Source organism: Mesorhizobium sp. GW821-FHT04C10 (genome assembly GCF_059420305.1).
Window position 1 is genome coordinate 2,620,989 of sequence record NZ_JBWKTL010000001.1, and the last position, 24,351, is coordinate 2,645,339.

The following is a 24,351-nucleotide window of genomic DNA, read 5'->3' on the forward strand; positions in this document are numbered from 1 at the left end:
CGACGTCGTGATCTTCACGAGGCGGGCACGAAAAAGCCGCGCTGGCACTGGCGAAGGGACGTTCCCGGGATTAGATTTCACTTGGCATCTATAGCGGCGACCGCTGTGGCCGCGGCGCGGTGAAAGGGTGAACGGCATGAGAAAATCCAGAGAAGAGGCGGCGGAAACCCGCAAGCGCATCGTGGCAGCCGCATCCGCCGAGTTTCGCCGCAACGGTATTGACGGAACCGGCCTGGCCGACCTGATGGGCGCTGCCGGACTGACGCATGGCGGTTTCTACAAGCACTTCGGATCGAAGGAGCAGGTGGTCGAGGAATCACTGGCGCTGGCCATCGAGACGATGGTGGCGGGGATCAGGGACACCATCGCGGCCGCGCCCGGAAAGGACGGACTGGATGAGGCGATTACGGACTATCTGTCGCCCGAGTATCGCGACAATCTGGCGGGCGGTTGTCCGTTTGTCGCGCTGGGCAGCGATGTGGCGCGTGGGGGCGACGCCGTTCGCGAGGTCGTGACGTCGGGCTTTCTCGATCTGGTGGACACGATTGCCGGTCGGCTTCAGGGCCTGTCGCCTGCCGACGCCAGGAATGAGGCCCTGGTAATGCTGTCGACGATGATCGGTGCCGTGACCATTGCACGGTTCGTCAACGACCCCGGCCTTTCGGACACCGTCCTGCGTCAAGCCCGCCAGCATCTGACCACGTCATCCTGACGGCACGTCACGGGCATCTTTCCTGCCGATCCGAAGTCGCCACACCGTGCCCGGTCCAGTGATCACGCCTGAGTGACTTGCATAATGCAACTAACTTGGCTAATAGTCACTTTCATATTGAAAGAGACTCCGGCCATGGTTGCAAAAACAAGCTTCGAAACACGCCCGTGCCCCATAGCGCGCAGCCTCGACGAGGTTGGCGAGTGGTGGAGCATCCTGTTGCTCAGGGACGCATTCCAGGGGCTGACGCGCTTCGATCAGTTTCAAAAGAGCCTGGAGATCGCGCCCAACATTCTGACGCGCCGCCTGAACAGCCTGGTCGAGCGTGGGCTGTTCGAAAAACGCGCCTACTGCGAGCGGCCGCTTCGCCATGAATATGTGCTGACCGCCAAGGCGCGCGATTTCCGCCCGGTGCTGCTCTCCCTGCTCGCCTGGGGCAACAAGCATCTCGCGCCCGAGGGCCCGAGCCTGGTGGTGGTGGACAAGGCCGACGGGCGCTGGGCCGAGCCCGTGCTGGTCGACCGCGAGAGCGGCAGGCAACTCGACAGCGAGGGCTTCACCATGGCGACGGCGCCCAAGGCCACCGATCGCATGCGGCGGCGCTATCGCTTCAGCAGCGAGGGCTCCGGCCTGCCGCTGATCGACAACACTTTGGTTGATCAAAGCCGCGAAGAGGCGCGGGGCAAATGAACAAGGTTCTCTCCGCTGCCGAGTTGCAGCCAGCGCAGCCGTCGGTCGTCCAGATTCCCGCGCCTGCAAAGAACCGGCGCAAGCCGTTCGTCATGCTGGGCGCCGCGATCGCGATCGGCGTCGCCGGCTGGTATGGTTTTCAGTGGTGGCAGGCCGGCCGTTTCCTGATGTCGACCGACGATGCCTATGTCGGCGGCAATGTCACGCCGCTGGCGCCACGAGTCGCCGGGCACATCGATCAGATCCTCGTCGAGGACAACCAGCATGTCGCCGCCGGCCAGCTCATCATCCGCATCGACGACCGGCCTTTCAAGGCGGCGGTGGAGCGTGCGCAGGCATCCGTCCAGCAGCAGCAGTCGGCGCTCGACAATCTCCGCGCCCAGGTCTCGCTGCAGAATTCGCTGATCGAACAAGCGCAGGCTGATCTCGAAGCCAAGAGTGCCGCCGCAACGTTCACCACACAGGACGCTCAACGCTATGCGGTGCTGGCCAGCACCAAGACCGGCTCGCAGCAGGACGCGCAGAGAAGTCTCGCCGCCGACGGCCAGGCCAAGGCTTCCGTCGCCGCCTCGCGCGCCGGGCTTGCAGCCGCCAAACAACAGCTCAACGTGCTCAACACGCAGATTACGGAGGCGACCGCCGCCGTGGCGGCCGCCAAGGCCGATCTCGATACGGCTGAGCTCGATCTCGGCTTCACGCAGATCCGCTCGCCCATCGACGGCCTCGTCGGCAACCGGCTGGCGCAGGTCGGCACCTATGTCTCGCCGGGCAGCTATCTCCTGACGATCGTCCCGGAGACGGGCCTGTGGGTCGACGCCAATTTCAAGGAAGACCAGCTGCGCAGCATGGCGGACGGCCAGACGGCGACGGTCTATACCGACATTGCCCCCGACGCGCCGCTCAAGGGCCATGTCAGCAGCCTGGGACCGGCGACCGGGGCGATCTTCAGCGTCATCCCGGCGCAGAACGCGACCGGCAATTTCACCAAGATCGTCCAGCGCGTTCCCGTCCGGATCACCATCGACCCGGATCAGGCGCACAAGGTCGCGCTGCGGCCGGGCCTGTCCACCGTCGTGACGGTCGATACCGGCTCGCACTGAGGACGCCATGCCCGAGCGCGCCGAACCACAATCCTTCATCGCCAGCATCCTGCCGTTCATGGTGATGTGCGTGGGGATGTTCATCGCGCTGCTCGACATCCAGATCGTCGCCTCATCGCTGCAGGATATCGGCGGCGGCCTGTCGGCGGCGCAGGACCAGATCGGCTGGGTGCAGACCTCCTATCTGGTGGCGGAAATCATCGTCATTCCGCTGTCGGGCTGGCTCACCCGGGTGTTTTCGACACGCTGGCTGTTCACCTTCTCGGCGGCCGGCTTTACGCTCGCCAGCATGCTGTGCGGCTTCGCCTGGAGCATCGAAAGCATGATCGTGTTCCGCGCGCTGCAAGGGCTGCTCGGCGCGTCGATGATCCCGACGGTCTTCACCTCGTCGTTCCACTATTTCCAGGGGCCAAGGCGGGTCTACGCGGCCGCGGTGGTCGGCAGTATCGCTTCGATCGCGCCGACGCTCGGGCCCGTCATCGGCGGCTGGATCACCGACACGCTGAGCTGGCACTGGCTGTTCTATGTCAACGTCATTCCAGGCACCATCATCACCGTGCTCGTCGCGTTGCTGGTCAAGATCGACAAGGCCGATCCGTCGCTGCTGAAGGGCGCCGACTATATCGGCATGGTGCTGATGGCCGTCAGTCTCGGCACGGCGGAGTACGTTCTGGAGGAGGGTACGCGCTGGAACTGGTTCGACGATGCGACGATCCGCAACGGCGCCATCGTTGCCAGCGTTACCATGGTTCTGTTCATCATCCGCAGCCTGACCTACTCGCAGCCGGTGGTCGACTTCCGCGCCTTCGGCAACCGCAATTTCGCCATTGGCTGCTTCCTGTCCTTCGTCACCGGCATCGGCATCTTCGCCACGATCTACCTGACGCCGCTGTTCCTCGGCTATGTCCGCGGCTACGACGCATTCCAGACCGGGGTGGCGGTGTTCTCCACCGGCGTCGCCTCGATGATCGGCGTTCCGGTCTACATCTTTCTGGCCAAGCGCTTCGACACGCGCTGGCTGATGATGTTCGGGCTTGCCTCCTTCGGCGCGTCGATGTGGAGTTTCAGCGCCATCACCAGCCAGTGGGGCGCGGCCGAGCTTCTCATCCCGCAACTGTTCCGCGGCTTCCCACAGGTCTTCGCGGTGGCGCCGAGCGTCAATCTCGGCCTCGGCAGCCTGCCGCCCGAACGGCTGAAATATGCCAGCGGCCTGTTCAACACGATGCGCAATCTCGGCGGTGCTGTCGGCATCGCCATTTGCGGCGCGATCCTGAACGACCGCACCAACTTCCATTTCCTGACGATCGCCTCGCATCTGACGCCACAGAACGAGGCCGCGATGCGGCTCGTCGACAATGTCGCGCTGCGCTATGGCCAATTGCCCGGCGCCGTCGCAGATGGTCACACGGCTTCGCTGAAGCAACTCTGGGCGCTGGCCTACCGCGAGGCATCGACCATGGCTTACGCGGATGCGTTCCTGGTGATCATGGTCGCCTTCGTCATCGCGACCGCGCTTGTTCCGTTCCTGCGCAATGTCGCGCCGAAGGCGCCGCCGCCGGACGCCCATTGAGGCCAAACTCACCACACCACCAGCAGAGTGCGGGCATGTGGGCTAGTCGCCCGCGCGGGCAAGCAGCAGCGCGCGCTCCCTGTCATTGCCGGTCAATTCCGCGGCCTGTCGGAACGCGGCGCGGGCTTCCGCCTGATATCCCAGTTTCTCCAGGAGATCGCCGCGCACCGTTGGCAAGAGATGCGAGTCCTTCAGCCTCGGCTCGTCCTTCAGCGCCTCGACGATAGCCAGCCCCTGCGCGGGTCCGAACGCCATGCCGACGGCCACCGCGCGGTTGATCTCGACGATGGGCGAGGGGGCCACCAAGGCAAGGGCCTGATAATAGGCTGATATCGCGATCCAGTCGGTGTCGGCGGCGGTTGCCGCGCGGGCATGGCAGGCGGCGATCATCGCCTGCAAGAGATAGGGCCCCGGTGTCGGCGCCAGGGCCAGCGCCCGGTTCAGGCCGTCGAGGCCGCGCCGGATCAGCGACCAGTTCCATCGGGTGCGGTCCTGGTCAAGCAGCAGGATCGGTTCGCCCGCTTTGCCGGTGCGGGCGGGGAAGCGCGAGGCGTTGAGGTCCATCAGTGACACTAGCCCCTGCACCTCGGGCTCATCAGGCATCAGCGCCGCCAGCGAACGGCCGAGGCGCTGCGCTTCGGCGCAGAGATCGGCGCGCAGCCAGTCCGGCCCCGTGGTCGCCACATAGCCTTCGTTGAAGGTGAGATAGACCACCTCAAGCACCGCGGCGAGGCGTTCGCGCCGCTCCTGCCCGCGCGGCGTCTCGAACGGGATGGCGGCATCGCGAAGGGTCCGCTTGGCGCGCACGATGCGCTGGGCGACGGTGGCTTCGGGCACCAGGAAGGCGCGGGCGATCTGAGGCGTCGACAGCCCGCCCAGCAGCCGCAGAGCAAGTGCCGCGCGCTGCTCGGCGGGCAATACGGGATGGCAAGCGGTGAAGATCAACCGCAAAAGATCATCGTCAATATCCTCGTCGAGCGCGGCCTCGATATCGGGCATCTCGCGCTCCAGACCGGCGAGGTCGATGGCAAGTTCGCGGTGCTTGCCATCGATCATGGTGGTGCGGCGCAGCCGGTCGAGCGCCCGATTCCCCGCGACCCGGGTCAGCCAGGCGGCCGGATTGCGCGGAATGCCGTCCCGGGGCCAGCGCTCCAGCGCCAGCAGGAAGGCATCCCCCGCGATCTCCTCGGCCAGTCCGATATCCCTGAGATAGCGGGCGAGCCTGGCGGTGAGCTTCGGCTGCTCGATCCGCCAAACCGCTTCGATGGTGGCCGCTTCGATGGTGGCTATAGCCGTCAACTCTTCAGCTCGCCAAAACCTTCAGCTACCTTCTGGACGTCCTCGGGGAAATCGCTCATCTCAAAGACGCGTCGAACCTCGATCAGGTCATTCGCGCCGGCGGGGCAGCGGCGGGCCCATTCTATGGCCTCTTCACGCGAGCGCACGTCGATCACCCAATAGCCGCCCAGCACTTCCTTGACCTCCGCGAAGGGCCCATCGGTGACAACAGGCTTTCCGCCCTTGAAGCTGACCCGCGCTCCCTCGGACGGCGGATGCAGCCCGTCGAGCGCCAGCAGCACGCCAGCCTTCTTGAGCTCCTCATTGTATCGCATCATCCCGTCCACCGCCTCGGCGCCGGGCCTGACATCGGGCGCCGCCTCTGCGTAGCCGCCGGGGATCATCAGCATCATGAACCGCATGGTCTTCTCCTTGGTTGGGTTGGTTCGATCATACGACGAACGGGGGATGGCGAAATCGACAGGAGTGGCAAAAAAGTTCAAATCCCCGGTCACGCCAAAGGCCGAGGGTGTTGGACCGCCATATGGGCGAGGCTGCCATCTGGCCCTGCCAGTTTGCCCTGATATGTCAGGCTGCGATCCCTCACTCGAGCAAATCCGTGAAGTCATCCAGCCTGGCCGGCGCAATCTCCCCAACGATCCCGGTGCTTGTCTGCGTGTTTGGCATCTTCCTGCTGTCCGGCATGGACGCGGCGATGAAGGTGCTGGTCATCGCGGTCGGCGTGTACAACACAGTGCTGTGGCGCAGCATGCTGGCGACCTTGGTCGCCGGCGCGGGCTGGTTGGCGGGGCCGCGCTCGCTTCCAACACCCTCGGTGCTGAGGCTGCATGTGCTGCGTGCGGTGGTCGTCAGCTTTGTCCTGCTGTGCTTCTTCTGGGGGCTCGCGAGGCTGCCGCTGGCGGAGGCGATCGGGCTCAGTTTCGTGGCGCCGCTGTTCGCGCTCCTGCTGGCCGTGCTGCTGCTCGGCGAAAGGATACAACGCAAGGCGATCTGGGCCTCTCTTGCCGGCATTGCGGGTGTCGTGATCATCGTGGCCGGCCAGTTCGGGCAGAAAACCTATGCCGGGGATGCCCTGCTCGGCACCGCGGCGGTGCTCGCGTCGACGGTGTTCTATGCCTACAATCTGATCCTCGCCCGGCAACAGGCGCTGTTGGCCAAGCCGGTCGAGATCATGCTGTTCCAGAACCTTGGCGTTGCGGTCACCCTGGGACTTGCAGCACCCTGGCTCGCCATTGCGCTGCCTGGCGATCTCTGGCTTCCGCTCGCCGGGGTGACGGCACTGTCGCTCGCCGGCCAGTTCCTGATGAGCTGGGCCTATGCGCGTGCCGAAGCGCAATATTTGATCCCGACCGAATATTCGGCCTTCATCTGGGCGATCGCGCTCGGCTGGTTCTTCTTCGACGAGGCGGTGACCTGGACCACGCTGGCCGGAGCCGGCCTCATCGTGGCAAGCTGCCTGATCGCCGCGCGCTCGAACCCCAGGCTGGCCGAGCCGATCGAAGCCGCGGTTTGATCAAGCCGAATGCATATTCTTGGCGGTCACCGCACCGCTTCGCGGTGGGTGCCGGGCAGGCGGGTGGCGATCAGCTTGTCGATGCGGCGGCCGTCGAGGTCGACCACCTCGAAGCGCCAGCCTTGGGCGTCGACGCATTCGCCGGTCGCCGGCAGATGGTGCATGTGCGACAGCACATAGCCGGCGACGGTCTCGTAGTCGCGGTTTTCGGGCAGGTCGAAGCCCAGAATCTCGGCCATCTCGTCGGCCTGCATGTAGCCGGCGAGCAGCCATGAGCCGTCCTCGCGCTTGACGGCGTTTTCCTCGTCGCCGGCATCGAGGTCGGCGCGGAACACGCCGGTGATGGCTTCGAGAATATCGGCGGGCGTGACGATGCCTTCGAAATGGCCGTACTCGTCATGCACCAGCGCCATCGGCACATCGGATTCCTTGAGTTTATGCAGCACGTCCAGCGCGTCGGCCTGGTCGTAGACGATGGGGGCGGCGCGCACATGCTTGCGCGGGTCGAGCGTGCGGCCGGCAAGGATCGCGGCCAGCACGTCGCGCGTCTGGACGACGCCGACCATCACGTCGACGCCGCCATCGCCCGCCGGCAGGCGCGAATGCTGGGTTTCCATCAGCAGCTTGCGGATCGTCGTGTCGTCGGACTGCAGATTGATCCAGTCGACCTCGGTGCGCGGCGTCATGACCGCGCGCACCGCACGGTCGCCAAGCCGCATGACGCCGGCGATCATGCGCCGCTCGTCGGATTCGATGGTGCCGTGATGCTCGGCCTCGGCGACCAGCATCTTGATCTCCTCGTCGGTGACCTTCTCCTCGCTTTCGCCGCGCTGGCCAAGCAGCCACAATATGGCGCGGCCGGAAATGTCGAGCAGGAAGACCAGCGGTGCCGAGATGGTGGCAAGGATGGTCATGGCCGGCGCCGCGCGGGCGGCGACGCGCTCGGGGTCGCGCAGCGCGATCTGCTTGGGCACCAGTTCGCCGACGATCAGCGAGAAATAGGTGATGATGGCAACGACGATGCCGACGCCGAGCGGATCGGCGACGCTTTCGCGCATGCCCGCCGAGGCCAGGAACACGGACAGCCTGTCGCCCAGCGTGGCGCCGGAGAAGGCGCCGGAAAGCACGCCGACCAGCGTGATGCCGATCTGCACCGAGGACAGGAACTTGCCGGGATTAGAGCCAAGATCCAGCGCCCGGCCGGCGCCGTTGACGCCACGGTCGATCATCGCCTTGAGCCGTGCCGGGCGCGATGAAACGATGGCGAGTTCTGACATTGCCAGAAGGCCGTTCACACAGATGAGGACGACCACGATAGCGATTTCAACGTATAGCATGAGGGCTCAATAGCATTGCGGCGGGGCGCTCGAAAATAGCGGGTCATCATTTTTAGAATATGACGCGTGTCTTTCAGACATTATCCCACGACGGCGCCGAAAAATGTTCGACGAGAGCGTCGACGACAACCCGTACTTTTGGCGCAAGCGCACGCGTCACTGGCCAGACGGCGTGCACGACGACGTTTTGAAGCGGACAGTCCGGCAGGACCATTTCGAGATCGCCCTGCCTGAGGCGGTCTTCGGCTTTGACAAGGTTTCGCGGGCCTTTCAGCATCCGGAAAAGGGGTCGTTCGACAAGATCAGCACGGCCTGACCTTGCCGTCTCTCACCGTGGCTGTTTCAGCACGCCAATGATTGCCTTGCCATCGGTGAAATAGGGGTCGCCGCCGCCATTGCGGCCGGTCCTGGTGGCGCCGATGCCCGCCATATCGCTGGTCGATGCCAGCAGACCGGCCGCGTTCAGGTCGCTGATCAGGAAGTCGCGCTCGGCATCGATGTCGGGACCGATGTGATGGGTGATCGCACCCGTGTCGTGGCTGAGGCCGACGCCGCGATCGAAGCTGGCGGCTCCCAACCAGAGTGGACGGCCGTCATCGCCGACCGTTTCCGTCTGCCAGAAACGGACATGGTGGCGTCGGTCCGCACTGTCGCCGACCGGCTTTTCGAAAGCGAGATCCTGGGCGCGGCCTTCGAACAGGAGGCGGCTCATCGGCGCATCGGGATAGGGACGCGAAAACAGGACACTTTCGCCGATATCGATGGCGGTTCTCAAGGTGACGGCATCGGCGGTGTCCCAACCGGCGACGGCGAAGGCATGGACCACCTCTCTCTCGGTGCCGACCAGGCCGACATTGATCGGGTCGCCGGGAATGCCTTGCGGCGTGTGCGTCACCATCTCGAAGCGCTGGTCGCGAAAGCCGCGCTCCCGGAATGTCCAGAATTCCGGCGCCGCGAAATAGGCAAGCGCGAGCCAGGCGGCCAGCAAGGCAGCTACCCAGATTGCTATACGGCGCTTTATGCTTCGTTGGCCCATTTGCTGCGGCTCGATCCGTGCGTAGCTGTCCTCTGACAGGCCTTGAAAATCAATGGCCAACCGCATGCGGTTGGTCTATCGTCGGCCATCTTTTGCATTGGGTGGGCAGGAATGAGGCTGGGGCGCAGGTCAATGGCGTTGACCGCCGATCTTGTCGCGCGGGTCGAGCGTGTCGAACCCGACCCCGGTCCCGAACCTGGAACCAGCGAGCACACCGATGCGGAGTTCGATGCCTTGGTCGAACAGCTGCTTTCGCAGTACCGGCCCGAAACTCTCTGGGTCTTCGCCTATGGCTCGTTGATCTGGAATCCCGAGTTCGTCCATGTCGAGCAGCGTCCCGCCACGGCGTCGGGATGGCATCGTTCATTCTGCCTCAAACTGACACGTTGGCGTGGGACGCGCGAATTGCCTGCCTTGATGCTGGCGCTGGACCGTGGCGGCAGTTGCAATGGCATCGTCTACCGGCTGCCCGACGAAGATCATTTCGGGCAACTCGGCCTCCTGATGCGCCGGGAGATCGATGCCAACCCACCAACCAACGTGCCTTGCTGGATCAAGGTCAGGACAAACGAAGGGTCGCTGCGTGCCCTGGCATTCGTCGCTGCTCCAGACGGCAGGGCCTATGCAGGACGACTGCCGTTGGAGCAGGTAGCGGATACGCTCTCGCGGGCAGCCGGGCACTGGGGCTCATCGGCGCAGTATCTTTTCCGAACCGTCAGCAAGCTTGAGGAAAGCGGCATCCGGGACAGGAATCTCTGGCGCATCCAGAATCTGGTGGCTCAGCAGATCACTGCTTCAAGCTCAGGCGCCGATCCCGAGTGATATCTTCTTACCGGCAGGCGCGATAGCCGTTCTTGCGGTTCTTGATGTCGAAGTGGAAATGGTTGCGGTGATCGTAATTGTAGCCAGGGCCGAGCACGGTGGTGAAATACTGGCAGCCGTCGGCGCGCACATTGTTGAGGAAGCCGCGGGTGCGGAAGGCGAAGAGGCCGGGCTTGCGCACGTCGATGTCGTCGCCATTGTTGAGCTCGATGCTCATGACGTCAAGCGCGTTGCCCTTGCCGTGCTCGGACAGCACGCCTTCGCCGGCGATGTTGCGGCAGGAATAGCTGGAGCCCTGGTGGATGGTCTTGACGCCGGAAAAATAGCGCCAGCGGGCGGAAGGAACGAGTTCGTTCTTCGTCCAGGCGGCGAAGGTGGCGGCCATGTCGCAGGTCAGCGTTGCGGCCGGCTTCATCTGGATGCTGCCGATGGAAGTGACCTTGACCGGATAGTCGATGCCGCACTGGCCTTCGTGGATCGGCGCCAGGTCGGTATAGGCGACGTCGAGGCGTTTCAGTTGCTGGCGGCAATCGGTTTCGCTGGCCGGTATCTGCTCGACCGGCGACATCGGCTCGTCCATGCGCGGATAGGCGGCCTGCGTCATGTAGGGGTTGGAGGGGACAAGCCGTTGCATGCCCGTATATTGCGGCACCGCCGACGTTTGCGCGCCGACATCGACGGCCGGCTGCAATGACAGCACGCTGCCGGTGTTGCAGGCCGAGACCGCGGCCAGCGCCAGACTGGCGGCCACCATGATTACGGATTTTGATCGGCGCGCAACCCTGGCGGCGGCGCGGAATGTTCCGGCCATCGGCGGAATCCCTGTTCCCAGATATCCGGTATTTTAACGATCAAGGGTAAAGGAAAACTCAGCGCCCGCGTTCATTCCTGAGGCTGAATTGCGGCGCGCTGCCTGTGCGCCTATTGGCAGAACGTGCCGCCGTGCCTGCGTGGCTCGAGATCGAGATGGAAATGCAAGGCGTGATCGGCGTCGGCACCCGGCCCGAGCACCGTCTTGAACGGCCCGCAGGCGGCCTTGCGCACGGCGTTGAGAAATTTGGCGTCCTTCTCCGGCGGTGACGGGCCGATCTCGATTTTCCTGCCGTCCGACAAGGTGAAGCCGGCGATGTCGAGCGCGTTGCCGAAGGCATGCTCCGACAGTTTCCTGGTGCCGTGGCGCGGCCGGCAGACGAAGGCCGAGGCCTGGCTGATCGATTTCACCTCCGTGCCGAACTCGGCCTTGGCTGCCGGCTGAACAACATCGGCGGTGAAGCGGGCGGCTGCCTCGGCCATCGAGCAATTCAGCTCGGTGCCGGGACCGATGGCGACCGACTTGTTGAGCGTCTTGATGACGATCGGATAGGGGATCGAGCAGCCGATCTCGGGATCGCTTTCAGCCTTGTGCTCCTCGAATTCGACGCCAAGCGCCTTCAGCCGCTCGCGGCAGGCGACTTCCTCGGCAGGCATGTTTTCACCGGGCCGGTCGGCCGAGCGCGGGTCGGGAAGCATCTTCCTGTCGCCGGCATCCGCCGGTTTTTCTGGCGGCTGCGGTGCCACATCAGGCGGCTCGGCCTGAGGTTCCGCGGTGTTGTCGGGCCTTTGTGTCGGGATCGGCACCTCCGGTGGCGGCTCCGGCTCGCTTTCGGTTTCGGCTGATGGCTCTCGGGCTGAAGGTTCGGGGGTTGACGGCTCGGGACGTGCCTCCCTTGCCTGACGAGACTTTTCTTCATTAAGCTGGCTGGATGCGTCCGGGGCCTTTTCCGTCTTTTGCTCTTCCCCCGTTGCGGCGCCGGTCTTTTGAGCGTCCGCGGGACGCGGCTCGGGCACCGGGACATCGGCGGGCGAAGTCCGCTCGTCCGGCGTTTCCTGTTGCGTCTTTTGCGGCTGCCTGCCCCTTGATCTCACGCGCTGCTTGCCCTTCGGCCTAAGCGGCTGGTCCAGGTGCTGCGTCAATGGCTGCGCCATCCTGGGTGATTGCGGCTGGCTATACCTGTGACGATGCCTGGCGTCGGCCGGCGTCACCAGCAGGACCGCCGCCGCCAGAGGCAGCGCCAGGATGCAAAATCGGGAAAAGCTCAGCGTTGCCATCGCTCCGAAACGGCGCCGGCATGCCGAAGTTGCCTGGATGGGCGCTTGCGGCGATCACAATCGGTTACTTCGGCGTTACGCGCCGATCGCTTCGAGGCCTTCCTCCAGCCAGTCGGCGAGCAGCGGCATGCCAAGCAGGTATTTTGCCGTGCGCTTGTTGGCGCGTTCGCGCGCCGCGGCAAGCGCATCCGCCCATTCGGCGGCATCGTAGTCGCCGCGGCCGACCCACGCGAGAGCGACGAGTTCAGCTGCTTCGTCGACGTTAAGGTCGTTGATCAGTTCGCGCAGCTCTTCCTCGGTCAGGTTTTCCGAACTTTCCTCGGCAAGGCCGTCATGATGATGATTGTCGCGCGTGTCCCCATCGAACTCGATCTCGTGTTCGGCGCCGTCGACATAATCCTCGTTGACGGCGGCACTCAGCGCCTTGGCCTTGAGGATGAACAGGCGCACGGTATCGGGGCCGATCGAGAGTTCCCAGTCCTTTTCAAGCCGCCGCTGCACGGGCCATCTCCGTCAGTCGTTTGCCGGATGATAGCGGATTTGCGGCATCCGTCACCTGATGTTCTCCACTCGAATTTTTTTCCGGGATGAAACGCGGGGCGCTTGGCGTTAGTGTTGCATTCTCACCCCTCAAGGAGGCTTCGATGCATAAAAGAATGCTGATCCAGGCCGCGACTGCCCTTGTCGCGCTGCAGTTCTTCGCTGTCCCGGTGTTCGCGGCGGGCAGTAGCAGTGGTGGCAGCGACCAGACCGTCACCCAGTGCAAGAAGGGAGAGGTGTGGGACAAGAAGAAGAAAAAGTGTGTCGCCCCCCAGGAAGGCATGCTGGACGACGATAGCATCTATGATGCAGGCCATGCGCTGGCTATGGCCGGGCGCTATGACGAGGCGATCTCGGTGCTTACCCTTGCCGCCAACAAGCAGGATCCGCGCATTCTCAACTATCTCGGCTATTCACACCGCCATTCCGGACGTGTCACCGTTGGCCTCGGCTACTACGAGGAAGCGTTGCGCATCGACCCGAACTACACGCTGGTGCGTGAATATCTCGGCGAGGCGCACCTGCAGATCGGTGACCTGGCCGGTGCCCAGCAGCAGCTGATGGAAATCGAGAAGCGGACCGGCAAGGATTCGCGCGAATACGGCATGCTGTCCGAGCAGATCGAGCATTTCATGCGGAGCTGATCAGGCTCCCAGGGCTTGTCGAAGCGGCCGCGAGCGATCGCGGTCGCTTTTTTGTTGCCTCCAGCCTCATTGGCTGCCTCCTCTCTCGGTGAAAGCGGGGATGATTTTTGCAAAACCGATTTTTGGGCGTGAAAAACCCGCTGACATTGCTATATTGGGGGAAATTGTGGTGAAACGGTTCCGTTAGCCCGAGGCTGCCGGACCGTTTTCTTTTTGTACCCATCGACAAGGCTTTCCCCGAAACGCGGGGGTGGCGGCAGGAAAGGTCAGGCATCATGAACAAGGTCCCGATGACAGGCGAGGGGTTCGCGTCATTGAAGGAAGAACTGCGTTGGCGCCAGCAGGAAGAGCGGCCGCGCATCATCGAGGCGATCTCGGAAGCGCGCTCGCATGGCGACTTGTCCGAAAATGCCGAATATCATGCCGCGAAAGAGGCGCAGAGCCTGAATGAGGGCCGAGTCAACGAGCTCGAGGACCTGATCGCGCGCGCCGAAGTCATCGACGTCACCAAGCTCAGCGGCGACAAGGTCAAGTTCGGCGCCACGGTGGTGCTGGTCGACGAGGACACCGAGGAAAAGAAGACCTACCAGATCGTCGGCGACCAGGAAGCCGACGTGAAGTCCGGCCGTATCTCGATCTCCTCGCCGATCGCGCGTGCGCTGATCGGCAAGGAAGTCGGCGACGCCATCGAGGTCAATGCGCCCGGCGGTGCCAGGGGCTATGAGATCGTCCAGGTGCAGTTCATTTAAGGGATTTGGGCAGGGCTTGGCCCTGAGTTGCATTATGCCAATCCAAGGTTGGTGCTGCCCCTCATTGCCCTGCCGGGCATTTCTCCCCGTATAGTGACGGGGAGAAAGACGCCTTCATCGGCGGTTTCGCTAATTTTTCAATATTGCAAGAAGGTGCGCCGGGCGCTGCGCACAGCTGCCTTCTCCCCGTCACTATACGGGGAGAAGGTGCCGGCAGGCGGATGAGGGGCGGCGCTGGCCTTCCGATTGAATTGATTGAGCAAATCAACTTCTACTGGCTACCTGTCCAAGCTCCAGCAATCTCTCAGCCTCCGCCACCACCTCAGCCGGCGCCAAACGCCCACCAGGAGCGGCAAGCAGTGTCGATGCATAGGGTCCGCGCGGACCCGTCAAACCCGGCTCCGTCGCCAGGAATACCGCGACGGTTGGCAGGCCGAAGGCGCTGGCGAGATGGGTCAATCCCGTATCCGCGCCGATCACCAGCGTCGAGCGGCCGAGGATGGCGGCGATGTCAGCCAGCGGTGACCTTGGCACTACTACCGTGGACGGCACGGCCTTGCCGATCGCTTCCGCCACGGCCTTTTCACGTTCGTTCGACCAGGTGGTAACCGGAATCATGCCGCGCTCGACCAGCAGGCGGGCCGTTCCGATCCAATCTTCGACGGGCCATTTCTTGTCCTCGCGGCTGGTGCCGTGCAGCAGGAAGGCGGTTTTTCCGATGGCGTTGGCCAGAGTGCCGGGTGGCGGCACGATGCCGGAGTTGAGCGTCGACAGATCGGGCTGATAGCCGAGCGCCAGCCCGAACAGCCGCCTCGTCCGCTCGATGGCGTGCAGCTCGCGCGGCACGGTGTAGGTGACGTCATAAAACAGTGTCGCCGAGGGTTCGCGCGCGCTCGACCGGTCGAAGCCGGCGATCGGCGCGCCGGCCTGCCGCGCCACCAGGGCCGATTTCAGCAGGCCCTGCGCGTCGATGACCAGATCATAGCAGCATTCGCGCAACGTGCGGCGCAACGCGGCTGCCTCGCTCCAGGTACCGCCATTGAAGAGCGCCTTGCGCCAGCGCCGGATCGCCACCGTGTGAATCCCAGCGATCGCCGGGTGCAGGCCGACAATGCCGGCGAACGCCTCTTCGACGCACCAGTCGAAGGATACGTCCGGCCGGTTCAGGCTGGCATCCTCGACGGCAGGAAAGGTGTGGATGACATCGCCCATCGACGATGTCTTGACGATCAGGACCTTCATGCCGCTGCCGGAAGTTCAAGCAACCGGTCCGCCGCCGCGGCAACCTGGCCGACTTCCAATGTCTTCAGGCAGTTGAGATGACCGAGGGGACAGATCTTCTGGTGGCAGGGCGAACAGGAGAGGTGAAGCCAGACCAGTTCGCGGCGTTCCGCCAGCGGTGGCGTATTGTCAGGCGAGGTCGAGCCATAGACGGCGACGATCGGCGTGCCGACGCCCGCGGCGACATGCATCAGCCCGCTGTCGTTGGAGACGGCGAGCCTTGCCGCCGCGATCAGGTCGATGGCGTCCTCCAGTCGCGTCTGGCCGGCGAGGTCGACGGCACCGGGGGCAAGGGCTGCGATCTCCGCCGTCACGGCGCGGTCGTTCTTCGAGCCGAACAGCGCGACCTTCAATCCCTTGCCCATGAACTCGCGGGCCAGGCCGGCATAGCTTTCACTCGGCCAACGCTTGGCCGGGCCGAATTCGGCGCCAGGCATCAGAGCCACAAATCCCTGTGGGGTCAGTCCGAAACGGTGGAGCAAAGTGGCCTGGTTGCCTGCATCCACGGTCAGATGAGGCGCGCGAAAACTGCCGCCCTTGGCGAGGCTGAAATAGGCCTGCGCGGTGCGCCGTTTCACAGCGTCCGGCAGCGGCACGATGTCGGTCAGAAGGCCGTAGCGCATTTCGCGCAGATGGCCGAAACGGCGCGGGATGCGGGCAAAGAACGGGATCAGCGCCGATTTCCAGCTGCCCGGCAGGATATAGGCCATGTCATAGCGGCCGCGCAGCAGGCGGCCGAAGCGGCGGCGATGGGTGAATTCGAGCGCGCCGGGCTTCAGCGGAAAGTCGATCTGCTGGCGGATCTCGGGCATGCGCTTGACCAGCGGTGCGGCCCAGGCCGGCGCCAGCACGTCGATCGCGGCGTTGGGATGCAGCTCCTTCAGCGCCGAGAACAGGCACTGCGCCATCACCATGTCGCCAACCCAGCGTGGGCCGATCACGAGGATCGTTGGGCTTTCAGCCATTCGACATAGTCTCTGACACCGGTTTCCACTGTCCGGAATTGGCCATTATAACCGGCCGCGCGCAAACGGGACATATCAGCTTGCGTAAAGCTCTGGTAGCTGCCCTTGAGGTGGTCGGGGAAGGGGATGAACTCGATCTCGCCCTTGCCAAGCGTGTCGATGACCGTCTCGGCGATGGCACGGAAAGGCTGGGCGCGGCCGGTTCCGCAATTGAAAATGCCGCTCGAACCGCGGTTCCAAAGCCACAGATTAACGTCCGCGACATCGCCGACATGGATGAAGTCGCGGCTTTGCTCGCCGGGTCCGAAGCCTTCATAGGCGCCAAACAGTTTCGGGTTCTGGCCTTGCTCGACCTGGTTGAACAGATGGAAGGCAACCGAGGCCATGGGGCCCTTGTGCGCCTCGCGCGGTCCGTAGACGTTGAAGTAGCGCAAGCCGGCCACAGGCGAATGATCGGTGTCGAAGACGGTGCGCCTGACATAGTCGTCGAACAGTTTCTTGGAATAGGCATAGACGTTGAGCGGCCGCTCAAGCTCAGCTTCCTCGCGAAACTCGGACCCGCCACCGTAGACGGACGCGGAAGAGGCGTAGAGGAACGGCACGCGCAGCGCGAGACACTGATGCAGCAGCCGCTTCGAGTAGGCGTAGTTCACCTCCATCATGAACTTGCCGTTCCACTCCGTGGTGGTCGAACAGGCGCCCTGATGGAAGACGGCCTCGATGCGGCCGAGCCCGCCGGCCTCCAGACGTGGCAGGAAGTCATCCTTGTCGAGGTAGTCGGCTATGCTGAGATCGGCGAGATTGGCGATCTTGTGGCCGTCGGTGAGATCGTCGACGACGAGGATGTCGTCATGGCCCTCGGCGTTGAGCGCGGCGACGATGTTAGAGCCGATCATGCCGGCGCCGCCCGTGACGATGATCATGAAGGCCTCTGGTTGCTTGCGATTCCGGTCCTTATAAGGGAGGCCAGCCGGGCTGTCGACAAAGCAGGTGGTTGTCTGTTTTGTCCATTTTGTCTATTATGGGCAAAACGGAGTGTCCAATGAAACACTATCCATCGACCGATCTGAAACAGAATCTCGGCGACGTGCTTGCGGCTGCCAGCCAGCAGCCCGTCTCCATCACTCGCCACAACAAGCCGAGATACGTACTGATGAGCATCGAGGCTTACGAAGCTCGATTCGCCAACGACAGCCGGCGCGCTTATGCGGCGGAGGATGCACCATCCGAACATGTCGAGATACTCGAAGAGTACGCCGCGGAATTGGACCGTGATTAAGCCTGTTGCCGCGGACGTGTGGCGATATCCATATCTATGGCATCGCCAACATGGAGACGGCGAGACCGAAGGCCGCAAGACGAGGCCTGTCGCCTTCGTCGCCGTTCTCCCGGGGAAAGCCGGAGGCACGAACCTTTTCATCCTTGCAATCACCTCCGCGCAGCCGGGCCGTGACCGCTTAGCCGTTGGCGTTCCGGAAATTGAACGCCACCGTGCCGGCCTTGACCCTATTCCCCTTTGGGTCATAGTCGACGAGTACAGTCACGATATCCTGGAATCGTCGGCCTATTTCGAACCGGGTGCGCGCATCGGCGCCTTCAGTCCGTCATTCCACAAAAAAGTCATGTCGGCTTTCATAGCGGCTGTTCGCACAAGCCAATCCAAAGCCATCCCACGGGCTGACTGAACGGCCTGCGACCGGGACAGGCCAGGATCATAAGGGAAAAAAATGCCGTCGACCGAATTGCTCATCGCATTTTTCGCCACGACGGCGATCTTCGCCTATATCCCAGGTCCGGCCATGCTTTATGCCGCGGCGCAGACGATGGCGCGTGGGCGCTGGTCAGGCCTGACGGCCGCACTCGGCATTCATCTTGGCGGCTACGTGCATGTCTTTGCCGCCGCCGCCGGCCTGTCTGTGCTGTTCCACGCCGTGCCGCCGCTTTACATGGCGGTCAAGCTGGTCGGCGCGCTCTATCTGATCTGGCTCGGTGTCTCGCTGTTCCGCAAGCGCGTCGAGGGCGACGTGGCACTGCCCGCGATCGAGCGCAAATCGGCGCGACGCGCTTTTTTCGAAAGCATCACCGTCGAGGTGCTCAATCCGAAAACCGCGATCTTCTTCATGGCTTTCCTGCCGCAGTTCATCGACGCCTCGGCGGCCTTCCCGGTCTGGCTGCAATTCGTCGTGATGGGCACTATCGTCAACCTGATGTTCTCGTCGGCCGATGTTGTCTGCGTGTTCCTGGCCGGCCTCGTGATCGGCCGGCTGCGGCGGTCGAGCCGGGCGCAGCGCCTTATGCAGCGGGCCGGTGGCGCGGTGCTGGTCGGGCTCGGCGTCCACGTTGCCCTGCAGAAGAGCTGACGGGCATCGCCGTTGCGCCGGGTCGAATTGCGGTATATCGGCAGGCATGAACGGCCGCCAGCCGACCCCTATATTCCAGAGACGGTTTTCCCAGCGCGTTGCCAGTGACATGATCAAGCACAATCCGCCTTCACCCGAACCCCTGCACCGTGCCATTGCGCGCTTTGGCGACGTCGCCGTGCTGGTGGTCGGCGACATCATCCTCGACCGCTTCGTCAACGGCGTCATCGAGCGCATTTCTCCGGAAGCGCCGATCCCGGTGCTGCACGGGCGCGGCGAGACCTCGGCGATGGGCGGCGCCGGCAATGTTGTGGCCAACATCATCTCGCTCGGCGCGCATGCCGTTCCGGTCTCGGTGATCGGTACCGACACGGCCGGCGACAGCCTGGTGCGGATGCTCGGCGAGCTTGGCGCCGACACGGCAGGCCTGGCGCAGCAGGGTGGTCGCATGACCTCGTCGAAGAGCCGTTTCAGCGCACTGAACCAGCAGGTGCTGCGCTTCGACGAAGAAGAGATCAAGCCGCTCGGCGAAACGGAGCGGGCCGGGTTGATCCGGCATTTTCGCGCCGCACTCACGGCGGCCGACATCGTCATCCTGTCCGATTACGGCAAGGGCATCCTGCTTGATGGCGTCGCCGCCGAACTGATCGCCATCTGCCGCGAGGCGGGCAAGCCGGTGCTGGTCGACCCGAAGGGCAGGGACTATGCGCGCTATGCGGGCGCGACCGCCATCACCCCCAACCGCAAGGAGCTTGGCGAGGCCGTCGGCCATGCGGTGTTCGCCGATGACGAGATTGTCGCGGCGGCCCGTGAGCTGATCTCGGCGCACGGCTTCGACTTTGTCGTCGCCACACGCAGTGAAAAAGGCATGAGCGTCGTCGGTCCGGATGAGGCCCGCCACATCGCCACCCAGGCGCGCGAAGTGTTCGACGTCTCGGGCGCGGGCGATACGGTGATTGCAACGTTCGCGCTGGCGCTCGCGTCGGGTGCCGATCCCGTCGCGGCGGCCTCGATCGCCAATGCCGCCGGCGGGGTTGTCGTGGGAAAACGCGGCACCGCGCGGCTGACGGTCGAGGAACTCACCGGCGCGCTGTTCCGCTCGCATGGACCGACCGCCCACAAGGACGCCATCCTCGATGCCGCGTCGGCCGCGCGCATGGTGGCGGCCTGGAAGGAAGAGGGCCTGAGCGTCGGCTTCACCAATGGCTGTTTCGACATCCTGCATGCCGGCCATGTCAGCCTCTTGCACGCGGCGCGCAGCCAGTGCGACCGGCTGGTGCTTGGCTTGAACAGCGATGCCTCGGTGCGGCGGCTGAAGGGGCCGGGCCGCCCGGTCAATGACCAGCATGACCGCGCCTGCGTGCTCGCGGCCCTGGCCTCGGTCGACGCGGTCGTGGTGTTCGAGGAGGATACGCCGCTGGCGCTGATCGAGGCGCTTCTGCCCGACATACTGGTCAAGGGCGCGGACTATACGATCGAGACGGTGGTGGGCGCCGATGTGGTGCAAAAGGCCGGCGGACGCGTCGTGCTGGTCGATCTCGTCGCCGGCAAGAGCACCACCGGCACCATCGGAAAACTGCGCGCGGGCGGCAGCACCAACTGAGGGTTTCATGTCTGAACTGAATGACTATCTGGTCCGCTCGGCGGCCGCGATCACGGCGATGGTCGAGCGTGACCTGACCAGCGAGATGGAGCGCGCGGCGAGCGCCGTGGTGACGGCGCTTTCGTCGGGCAAGGCCTTCCTGATCGCCGGCAATGGCGGTTCGGCCAGCGATGCCATCCACATAGCCGGCGAACTCGTCGGCCGTTTCCTCAAGGAGCGCAAGGCCTACAATGTCATAGCGCTGCCGGCCAACGCGGCGGTGCTGACCGCCTGGGGCAATGATTACGGCTTCGACACGGTGTTTTCGCGCCAGGTCGAGGCGCATGGCTCGGCCGGTGGCGTGCTTCTGGCGATCTCGACCAGCGGCAATTCGCCGAGCATTCTCGCCGCCGCCGAACAGGCGCGGATGATGGACATGACGGTGATCGGCCTGACCGGCGACACCGGCGGCAAGCTCAAGCCGCTATGCGATATCCTGCTCAACGTGCCGTCGACCTCGACGCCGATCATCCAGCAGGGGCATCTGTGCCTTTACCACCATCTGTGCGAGGTGGTCGAAACGCGCCTGCACAATGGCTGACAGGGTATCGCACCCGCTGGTCGAGCCGGGGGTATGGGTCGAGCGGATCGGCGACCGGGTTTTTCCGCAGCACGTGCCGGCGCTGTTCCTCGACCGCGATGGCACCATCAACATCGATACCGACTATCCCAGCGATCCGGTCGAGATCGAGCTCAGGCCGCCGATGCTGCCGGCGATCGCAGCCGCGAACGAGGCCGGGATTCCGGTTGTCGTGGTCACCAACCAGTCCGGCATAGCGCGCGGCTATTTCGGCTGGAACGTCTTCGCCGCCGTGAACGGCCGCGTCCTCGATCTGCTGCACGATCAGGGCGTGTTCGTCGACATGGTGCTTGCCTGCGCCTACCACGAGGCGGGTGTCGGGCCACTGGGCGTATCGGATCATCCGATGCGCAAGCCCAATGCGGGCATGCTGATCGAGGCGGGTAAACGCCTTGACCTCGATCTCCAGCGCTCGCTGATCGTCGGCGACAAGCTGGCCGACATGCAGGCGGGAAAGCGTGCTGGCCTGGCACAGGGCTGGCTGGTAGACGGCGAGGCGGCGGTTCAACCCGGCTTCGCCATCAGGCCCCTGCGGGACAGCAGCGACCTCGGTGGCCTGCTCGCAGCCATTGAAATGCTCGGCCGGTACAACAGGTCCTGAGCCAGGACAGGCAGCTCATACAGGATCGTTGCGTTCAGAGGCTTCGTAGAGCTTGGCTTCGGTGGCGAAGGAATAGATCATCACCGACATCGAGTAGACGAAACCGTGCCGGCCGCACAGGAAGTAGCGCTTGGCCAGGTAGAATTTCAGGAAATTGCCGAACGGCGACAGCACCAGCCGCACTAGGCCGGGCTTCTTGCCCTTCTCGACCAGCGTGACGGCCTTGAGGCCGGAATAGGCGTTGGCCCGGGCAAGATCCTCTTCGACCGATATTTCGCGGCGATGCAACAGGACACCCTCTTCGATCGTGCCGGTCTCGCCCGGCACGTGGAAAGCTTCGTGCACCCGCGCGGTGAGATCCATGGTGGCGCCTTCCCGGCGGAAAAGCCGCATCAGCCTGTTGTGCAGAACCCAGCGGTGCGCATAGCCGTAGCCCTTCAGCCAATCGCGGCGGCGGATGTACCAACCGCTGATCTTGTTGTCGGCCGCCTGCGTGATGGCCACGATCGACTGCCGTAGCTGGTCATCGACGCGCTCGTCCGGGTCGATCGAAAGACACCAGGGCTGCGTGGCATGGTCGAGCGAGAATTGCCGCTGACGGGGAAAGCCTGGCCAGTCATTGTGCAGCAGCTTTATCGGGTAGCCCTTGGCGATATAGCCTTTCACGCATTCGACGGTGCCGTCGGTCGAGCCGGAATCGACAACGATGATCTCGGCGCAGAAATCGATGCTTTCCAGGCACGGGCCGATCATATCGGCCTCGTCCACGCAGATGATGAGCGCCGAGACCGGGCTTGCAAATCGAGTCATGGTCCCCTTCCCATGGCGGGCCGTCCCCGGAGCAGACGCTGCTTTTGCCATCTGTTCTTACGCAATCCCGGGCGGAAAACCGTTACACATTTTTCCAGCAATTGCTTGAGAAACCAATCAGGCGGTCAGTTCAGCGGCGAAGTCCGGCAGAGCCGTCCAGCCTTGTACATCAGCCTCTGTCGAATACCAACGCGGCACCGGTGTGGCGGAGACCAGGAATTCGCGGGCGCGCGGGCGGTCGTCCGGTTCAGGGGCGCTCGAAGGAGACCAGGCCTTCATCCTTGACCCGGCGGATGGTGAGCGCGGTGCGCACCGTGTCGACATTCGGCGTCGAGGTCAGTTCCTCGATGACAAAGGTCTGGAAGGCACCGAGGTCGCTTGCCACGCAGTGCAGCAGGAAATCGGATTCGCCCGAGACCATCCAGGCATCGCGCACGATCGGCCAGCCGCGCGTGCGCTCGGCGAAGGTGCGCAGTTCGGCATCGGCCTGATGATGCAGGCCGACTAGGCAGAAGGCGACGACATCGAGGCCGAGCGCCGGGGCGTTGAGCAGCGCGCGGTAGCCGCGGATGATGCCGGCTTCCTCCAGCCGCTTGACCCGGCGCAGGCAGGGTGGGGCGGAAATGCCAACGCGGTTCGACAACTCGACATTGGTCATGCGTCCGTCGGCCTGCAATTCGCGCAGGATCTTCCAGTCGATGGCGTCGAGGTCGGCTTTCAGGGGCATGGTTGTCTCTGCTCGGCGCAAGAATCTTTCGCGATTTTGTAATTAAACGACTTTTGTGTTGGCGCCAGCCCTCATCAACGCGATTTTTGAACCGTAACGAAAGCGGCGATCATGCGAATAACCGCTTGGGCCGAAGCTTTCCGGGGACGACGGCCCGTTCGTCTTGCTGGCGTGGTTGGCAACCCTTACATTAAGCGCGAATTCCACGTCTTTCTCCAAGGCACCCCCGATTGTCCGCCCCGCTGAGGCTTTAAATGACCACCAAGCACGCGCCTGTTCTCATCATCGGTTCCGGCCCTGCCGGCTATACCGCGGCGGTCTACGCCGCGCGCGCCATGCTGAAGCCGATGCTCGTCGCCGGCCTGCAGCAGGGCGGCCAGCTGATGATCACCACCGATGTCGAGAACTATCCCGGTTTCGCCGACCCGATCCAGGGCCCGTGGCTGATGGAACAGATGCTGAAGCAGGCCGAGCATGTCGGCACCGACATCATCAACGACATCATCACCGAGGTTGACCTCAACGTGCGGCCGTTCCGCGCCAAGGGCGATTCCGGCACGACTTATACCGCCGACGCGCTGATCATCGCCACCGGCGCGCAGGCCAAGTGGCTGGGAATTCCGACCGAGCAGGATTTCATGGGCTTCGGCGTCTCGGCCTGTGCCACCTGCGACGGCTTCTTCTATCGCGGCAAGGATGTCGCTGTGGTTGGTGGCGGCAATTCGGCGGTGGAGGAAGCGCTCTATCTGTCGAATCTCGCCAAGAGCGTGACGGTCATCCACCGGCGCAGCGACTTCCGCGCCGAGCGCATCCTGCGCGAGCGGCTGTTGCAGAAGGAGAATGTCCGCGTCATCTGGGACACGATCGTCGACGAGATCACCGGTCGCCCCGGCAAGGCGCCGCTGCCGCCTTCAGTCGAGGGGCTGAAGCTCAAGCATGCGGTGACCGGCGCCGAAAGCCACCTCAAGGTGGATGGCGTGTTCGTGGCGATCGGCCACGCACCGGCCGTCGAACTGTTCGTCGGCAAGCTGAAGCAGAAGCCGAACGGCTACCTCTGGACGGCACCGGATTCGACCCGCACCGACGTGCCCGGCGTGTTCGCCGCCGGCGACGTGACCGACGATGTCTATCGCCAGGCGGTGACGGCGGCGGGGCTTGGCTGCATGGCCGCGCTCGAGGCGGAAAAGTATCTGGCCGGCATCGAGGTGCATCGCGAAGCAGCGGAATAGATGCCGCTGTAGGTTGTTAAAAAAACGGCTTAAAGACGCCGTGTAAAAGCCTGATT

Annotated in this window: 27 protein-coding genes; 15 read left to right on the forward strand and 12 right to left on the reverse strand. The window is 63.9% G+C overall.

Annotation, left to right across the window (positions count from 1 at the left end; genetic code table 11):
* The first annotated feature begins 136 nt into the window (after positions 1-136).
* From AC07UC_RS12650 to AC07UC_RS12665, 4 genes are all read left to right on the forward strand, one after another.
* Positions 137-712, forward strand: coding sequence for a TetR/AcrR family transcriptional regulator (locus AC07UC_RS12650; protein WP_494905995.1), 576 nt, complete (start codon positions 137-139; stop codon positions 710-712).
* Positions 713-847: 135 nt separating this feature from the next.
* The gene (locus AC07UC_RS12655; RefSeq protein ID WP_140774696.1) at positions 848-1,402 is read left to right on the forward strand and encodes a winged helix-turn-helix transcriptional regulator; all 555 of its coding nucleotides are present in this window, start codon (positions 848-850) and stop codon (positions 1,400-1,402) included.
* Positions 1,399-2,502: an HlyD family secretion protein gene (locus tag AC07UC_RS12660; protein WP_494905997.1), complete on the forward strand. Its 1,104-nt coding sequence runs from the start codon at positions 1,399-1,401 to the stop codon at positions 2,500-2,502. The genes AC07UC_RS12655 and AC07UC_RS12660 overlap by 4 nt, the downstream gene beginning before the upstream one ends.
* A 7-nt stretch (positions 2,503-2,509) precedes the next feature.
* Positions 2,510-4,072, forward strand: a complete 1,563-nt coding sequence (locus AC07UC_RS12665; RefSeq protein ID WP_140774694.1) for a DHA2 family efflux MFS transporter permease subunit — start codon at positions 2,510-2,512, stop codon at positions 4,070-4,072.
* A gap of 42 nt (positions 4,073-4,114) precedes the next feature.
* Here AC07UC_RS12665 and AC07UC_RS12670 read toward each other — a convergent pair whose 3' ends face one another.
* Both AC07UC_RS12670 and AC07UC_RS12675 read right to left on the reverse strand, forming a co-directional pair.
* Positions 4,115-5,371 (reverse strand): RNA polymerase sigma factor, encoded by a 1,257-nt coding sequence (locus AC07UC_RS12670; RefSeq protein ID WP_494905999.1) that lies wholly within the window; start codon positions 5,369-5,371, stop codon positions 4,115-4,117.
* Complete coding sequence (locus AC07UC_RS12675) at positions 5,368-5,772, reverse strand: YciI family protein (protein WP_140774692.1); 405 nt, start codon at positions 5,770-5,772, stop codon at positions 5,368-5,370. Before AC07UC_RS12675 ends, AC07UC_RS12670 begins: the two co-directional genes overlap by 4 nt.
* A gap of 197 nt (positions 5,773-5,969) precedes the next feature.
* On the opposite strand from AC07UC_RS12675, the gene AC07UC_RS12680 reads away from it, so the two are divergent.
* Positions 5,970-6,884: a DMT family transporter gene (locus AC07UC_RS12680; protein WP_181180045.1), complete on the forward strand. Its 915-nt coding sequence runs from the start codon at positions 5,970-5,972 to the stop codon at positions 6,882-6,884.
* Positions 6,885-6,910: 26 nt separating this feature from the next.
* On the opposite strand, the gene AC07UC_RS12685 is transcribed toward AC07UC_RS12680, so the two are convergent.
* Positions 6,911-8,221, reverse strand: a complete 1,311-nt coding sequence (locus AC07UC_RS12685; RefSeq protein ID WP_095792834.1) for a hemolysin family protein — start codon at positions 8,219-8,221, stop codon at positions 6,911-6,913.
* 103 nt (positions 8,222-8,324) lie between these two features.
* On the opposite strand from AC07UC_RS12685, the gene AC07UC_RS12690 reads away from it, so the two are divergent.
* Positions 8,325-8,537 carry a hypothetical protein gene (locus tag AC07UC_RS12690; protein ID WP_494906002.1) on the forward strand — a complete coding sequence of 71 codons (213 nt, stop codon included), beginning with the start codon at positions 8,325-8,327 and terminating at the stop codon, positions 8,535-8,537.
* A 12-nt stretch (positions 8,538-8,549) separates the two neighbouring features.
* On the opposite strand, the gene AC07UC_RS12695 is transcribed toward AC07UC_RS12690, so the two are convergent.
* On the reverse strand, positions 8,550-9,257 hold the full coding sequence (locus AC07UC_RS12695; protein ID WP_494906004.1) for an LssY C-terminal domain-containing protein: 708 nt from the start codon (positions 9,255-9,257) through the stop codon (positions 8,550-8,552).
* Between the two features lie 132 nt (positions 9,258-9,389).
* Between AC07UC_RS12695 and AC07UC_RS12700 the strand changes: the two genes are divergently transcribed.
* Positions 9,390-10,079, forward strand: coding sequence for a gamma-glutamylcyclotransferase (locus tag AC07UC_RS12700; protein ID WP_494906005.1), 690 nt, complete (start codon positions 9,390-9,392; stop codon positions 10,077-10,079).
* Between the two features lie 7 nt (positions 10,080-10,086).
* Here AC07UC_RS12700 and AC07UC_RS12705 read toward each other — a convergent pair whose 3' ends face one another.
* The 3 genes from AC07UC_RS12705 to AC07UC_RS12715 all read right to left on the reverse strand — a co-directional run bounded on the left by AC07UC_RS12705 (position 10,087) and on the right by AC07UC_RS12715 (position 12,668).
* Positions 10,087-10,890, reverse strand: coding sequence for an extensin-like domain-containing protein (locus AC07UC_RS12705; protein ID WP_202326181.1), 804 nt, complete (start codon positions 10,888-10,890; stop codon positions 10,087-10,089).
* 110 nt (positions 10,891-11,000) lie between these two features.
* Positions 11,001-12,044 (reverse strand): extensin-like domain-containing protein, encoded by a 1,044-nt coding sequence (locus AC07UC_RS12710; protein ID WP_494908925.1) that lies wholly within the window; start codon positions 12,042-12,044, stop codon positions 11,001-11,003.
* A 198-nt stretch (positions 12,045-12,242) separates the two neighbouring features.
* Positions 12,243-12,668 carry a DUF3775 domain-containing protein gene (locus AC07UC_RS12715; protein ID WP_494906006.1) on the reverse strand — a complete coding sequence of 142 codons (426 nt, stop codon included), beginning with the start codon at positions 12,666-12,668 and terminating at the stop codon, positions 12,243-12,245.
* Positions 12,669-12,811: 143 nt separating this feature from the next.
* Between AC07UC_RS12715 and AC07UC_RS12720 the strand changes: the two genes are divergently transcribed.
* Together AC07UC_RS12720 and greA are read left to right on the forward strand one after the other, a co-directional pair.
* Entirely contained in the window at positions 12,812-13,351 is a 540-nt protein-coding gene (locus AC07UC_RS12720) for a tetratricopeptide repeat protein (protein ID WP_140774689.1), read from the forward strand.
* A gap of 275 nt (positions 13,352-13,626) precedes the next feature.
* Positions 13,627-14,100, forward strand: a complete 474-nt coding sequence (gene greA / locus AC07UC_RS12725; protein WP_008877613.1) for a transcription elongation factor GreA — start codon at positions 13,627-13,629, stop codon at positions 14,098-14,100.
* A 264-nt stretch (positions 14,101-14,364) separates the two neighbouring features.
* On the opposite strand, the gene waaC is transcribed toward greA, so the two are convergent.
* The 3 genes from waaC to rfaD are packed head-to-tail and all read right to left on the reverse strand — an operon-like array spanning position 14,365 to position 17,269.
* Entirely contained in the window at positions 14,365-15,342 is a 978-nt protein-coding gene (waaC, locus tag AC07UC_RS12730; protein ID WP_494906007.1) for a lipopolysaccharide heptosyltransferase I, read from the reverse strand.
* Positions 15,339-16,346: a lipopolysaccharide heptosyltransferase II gene (gene waaF / locus AC07UC_RS12735; RefSeq protein WP_494906009.1), complete on the reverse strand. Its 1,008-nt coding sequence runs from the start codon at positions 16,344-16,346 to the stop codon at positions 15,339-15,341. The genes waaC and waaF overlap by 4 nt, the downstream gene beginning before the upstream one ends.
* Complete coding sequence (gene rfaD, locus AC07UC_RS12740) at positions 16,319-17,269, reverse strand: ADP-glyceromanno-heptose 6-epimerase (protein ID WP_494906010.1); 951 nt, start codon at positions 17,267-17,269, stop codon at positions 16,319-16,321. The genes waaF and rfaD overlap by 28 nt, the downstream gene beginning before the upstream one ends.
* Before the next feature lie 119 nt (positions 17,270-17,388).
* Here rfaD and AC07UC_RS12745 point away from each other — a divergent pair, with 119 nt between their 5' ends.
* The 5 genes from AC07UC_RS12745 (at position 17,389) to gmhB (ending at position 21,529) form a co-directional block, all read left to right on the forward strand.
* The gene (locus tag AC07UC_RS12745; protein WP_494906011.1) at positions 17,389-17,625 is read left to right on the forward strand and encodes a type II toxin-antitoxin system Phd/YefM family antitoxin; all 237 of its coding nucleotides are present in this window, start codon (positions 17,389-17,391) and stop codon (positions 17,623-17,625) included.
* Between the two features lie 448 nt (positions 17,626-18,073).
* Complete coding sequence (locus AC07UC_RS12750; RefSeq protein WP_494906012.1) at positions 18,074-18,706, forward strand: LysE family translocator; 633 nt, start codon at positions 18,074-18,076, stop codon at positions 18,704-18,706.
* A 109-nt stretch (positions 18,707-18,815) separates the two neighbouring features.
* On the forward strand, positions 18,816-20,309 hold the full coding sequence (rfaE1, locus tag AC07UC_RS12755) for a D-glycero-beta-D-manno-heptose-7-phosphate kinase (RefSeq protein WP_494906014.1): 1,494 nt from the start codon (positions 18,816-18,818) through the stop codon (positions 20,307-20,309).
* Positions 20,310-20,316: 7 nt separating this feature from the next.
* On the forward strand, positions 20,317-20,889 hold the full coding sequence (locus tag AC07UC_RS12760) for a D-sedoheptulose-7-phosphate isomerase (protein ID WP_494906016.1): 573 nt from the start codon (positions 20,317-20,319) through the stop codon (positions 20,887-20,889).
* Positions 20,882-21,529, forward strand: a complete 648-nt coding sequence (gene gmhB, locus AC07UC_RS12765) for a D-glycero-beta-D-manno-heptose 1,7-bisphosphate 7-phosphatase (RefSeq protein WP_494906018.1) — start codon at positions 20,882-20,884, stop codon at positions 21,527-21,529. Before AC07UC_RS12760 ends, gmhB begins: the two co-directional genes overlap by 8 nt.
* A gap of 15 nt (positions 21,530-21,544) precedes the next feature.
* Here gmhB and AC07UC_RS12770 read toward each other — a convergent pair whose 3' ends face one another.
* Positions 21,545-22,339, reverse strand: a complete 795-nt coding sequence (locus AC07UC_RS12770) for a glycosyltransferase family 2 protein (RefSeq protein WP_140774682.1) — start codon at positions 22,337-22,339, stop codon at positions 21,545-21,547.
* A gap of 247 nt (positions 22,340-22,586) precedes the next feature.
* Positions 22,587-23,066 (reverse strand): Lrp/AsnC family transcriptional regulator, encoded by a 480-nt coding sequence (locus tag AC07UC_RS12775; RefSeq protein WP_019860544.1) that lies wholly within the window; start codon positions 23,064-23,066, stop codon positions 22,587-22,589.
* A gap of 254 nt (positions 23,067-23,320) precedes the next feature.
* On the opposite strand from AC07UC_RS12775, the gene trxB reads away from it, so the two are divergent.
* The gene (gene trxB, locus AC07UC_RS12780; protein WP_056578751.1) at positions 23,321-24,295 is read left to right on the forward strand and encodes a thioredoxin-disulfide reductase; all 975 of its coding nucleotides are present in this window, start codon (positions 23,321-23,323) and stop codon (positions 24,293-24,295) included.
* Positions 24,296-24,351: the final 56 nt, after the last annotated feature.

Excerpts from the sequence above, each read along its gene's own strand:
- AC07UC_RS12650 (WP_494905995.1), top strand. The coding sequence starts at position 137 with ATGAGAAAATCCAGAGAAGAGGCGGCGGAAACCCGCAAGCGCATCGTG.
- AC07UC_RS12655 (WP_140774696.1), top strand. The coding sequence starts at position 848 with ATGGTTGCAAAAACAAGCTTCGAAACACGCCCGTGCCCCATAGCGCGC.
- AC07UC_RS12660 (WP_494905997.1), top strand. The coding sequence starts at position 1,399 with ATGAACAAGGTTCTCTCCGCTGCCGAGTTGCAGCCAGCGCAGCCGTCG.
- AC07UC_RS12665 (WP_140774694.1), top strand. The coding sequence starts at position 2,510 with ATGCCCGAGCGCGCCGAACCACAATCCTTCATCGCCAGCATCCTGCCG.
- AC07UC_RS12675 (WP_140774692.1), bottom strand. The coding sequence starts at position 5,772 with ATGCGGTTCATGATGCTGATGATCCCCGGCGGCTACGCAGAGGCGGCG.
- AC07UC_RS12685 (WP_095792834.1), bottom strand. The coding sequence starts at position 8,221 with ATGCTATACGTTGAAATCGCTATCGTGGTCGTCCTCATCTGTGTGAAC.
- AC07UC_RS12690 (WP_494906002.1), top strand. The coding sequence starts at position 8,325 with ATGTTCGACGAGAGCGTCGACGACAACCCGTACTTTTGGCGCAAGCGC.
- AC07UC_RS12695 (WP_494906004.1), bottom strand. The coding sequence starts at position 9,257 with ATGGGCCAACGAAGCATAAAGCGCCGTATAGCAATCTGGGTAGCTGCC.
- AC07UC_RS12700 (WP_494906005.1), top strand. The coding sequence starts at position 9,390 with ATGGCGTTGACCGCCGATCTTGTCGCGCGGGTCGAGCGTGTCGAACCC.
- AC07UC_RS12705 (WP_202326181.1), bottom strand. The coding sequence starts at position 10,890 with ATGGCCGGAACATTCCGCGCCGCCGCCAGGGTTGCGCGCCGATCAAAA.
- AC07UC_RS12710 (WP_494908925.1), bottom strand. The coding sequence starts at position 12,044 with ATGGCGCAGCCATTGACGCAGCACCTGGACCAGCCGCTTAGGCCGAAG.
- AC07UC_RS12720 (WP_140774689.1), top strand. The coding sequence starts at position 12,812 with ATGCATAAAAGAATGCTGATCCAGGCCGCGACTGCCCTTGTCGCGCTG.
- greA (WP_008877613.1), top strand. The coding sequence starts at position 13,627 with ATGAACAAGGTCCCGATGACAGGCGAGGGGTTCGCGTCATTGAAGGAA.
- waaC (WP_494906007.1), bottom strand. The coding sequence starts at position 15,342 with ATGAAGGTCCTGATCGTCAAGACATCGTCGATGGGCGATGTCATCCAC.
- waaF (WP_494906009.1), bottom strand. The coding sequence starts at position 16,346 with ATGGCTGAAAGCCCAACGATCCTCGTGATCGGCCCACGCTGGGTTGGC.
- rfaD (WP_494906010.1), bottom strand. The coding sequence starts at position 17,269 with ATGATCATCGTCACGGGCGGCGCCGGCATGATCGGCTCTAACATCGTC.
- AC07UC_RS12745 (WP_494906011.1), top strand. The coding sequence starts at position 17,389 with ATGAAACACTATCCATCGACCGATCTGAAACAGAATCTCGGCGACGTG.
- AC07UC_RS12750 (WP_494906012.1), top strand. The coding sequence starts at position 18,074 with ATGCCGTCGACCGAATTGCTCATCGCATTTTTCGCCACGACGGCGATC.
- rfaE1 (WP_494906014.1), top strand. The coding sequence starts at position 18,816 with ATGATCAAGCACAATCCGCCTTCACCCGAACCCCTGCACCGTGCCATT.
- AC07UC_RS12760 (WP_494906016.1), top strand. The coding sequence starts at position 20,317 with ATGTCTGAACTGAATGACTATCTGGTCCGCTCGGCGGCCGCGATCACG.
- gmhB (WP_494906018.1), top strand. The coding sequence starts at position 20,882 with ATGGCTGACAGGGTATCGCACCCGCTGGTCGAGCCGGGGGTATGGGTC.
- AC07UC_RS12770 (WP_140774682.1), bottom strand. The coding sequence starts at position 22,339 with ATGACTCGATTTGCAAGCCCGGTCTCGGCGCTCATCATCTGCGTGGAC.
- AC07UC_RS12775 (WP_019860544.1), bottom strand. The coding sequence starts at position 23,066 with ATGCCCCTGAAAGCCGACCTCGACGCCATCGACTGGAAGATCCTGCGC.
- trxB (WP_056578751.1), top strand. The coding sequence starts at position 23,321 with ATGACCACCAAGCACGCGCCTGTTCTCATCATCGGTTCCGGCCCTGCC.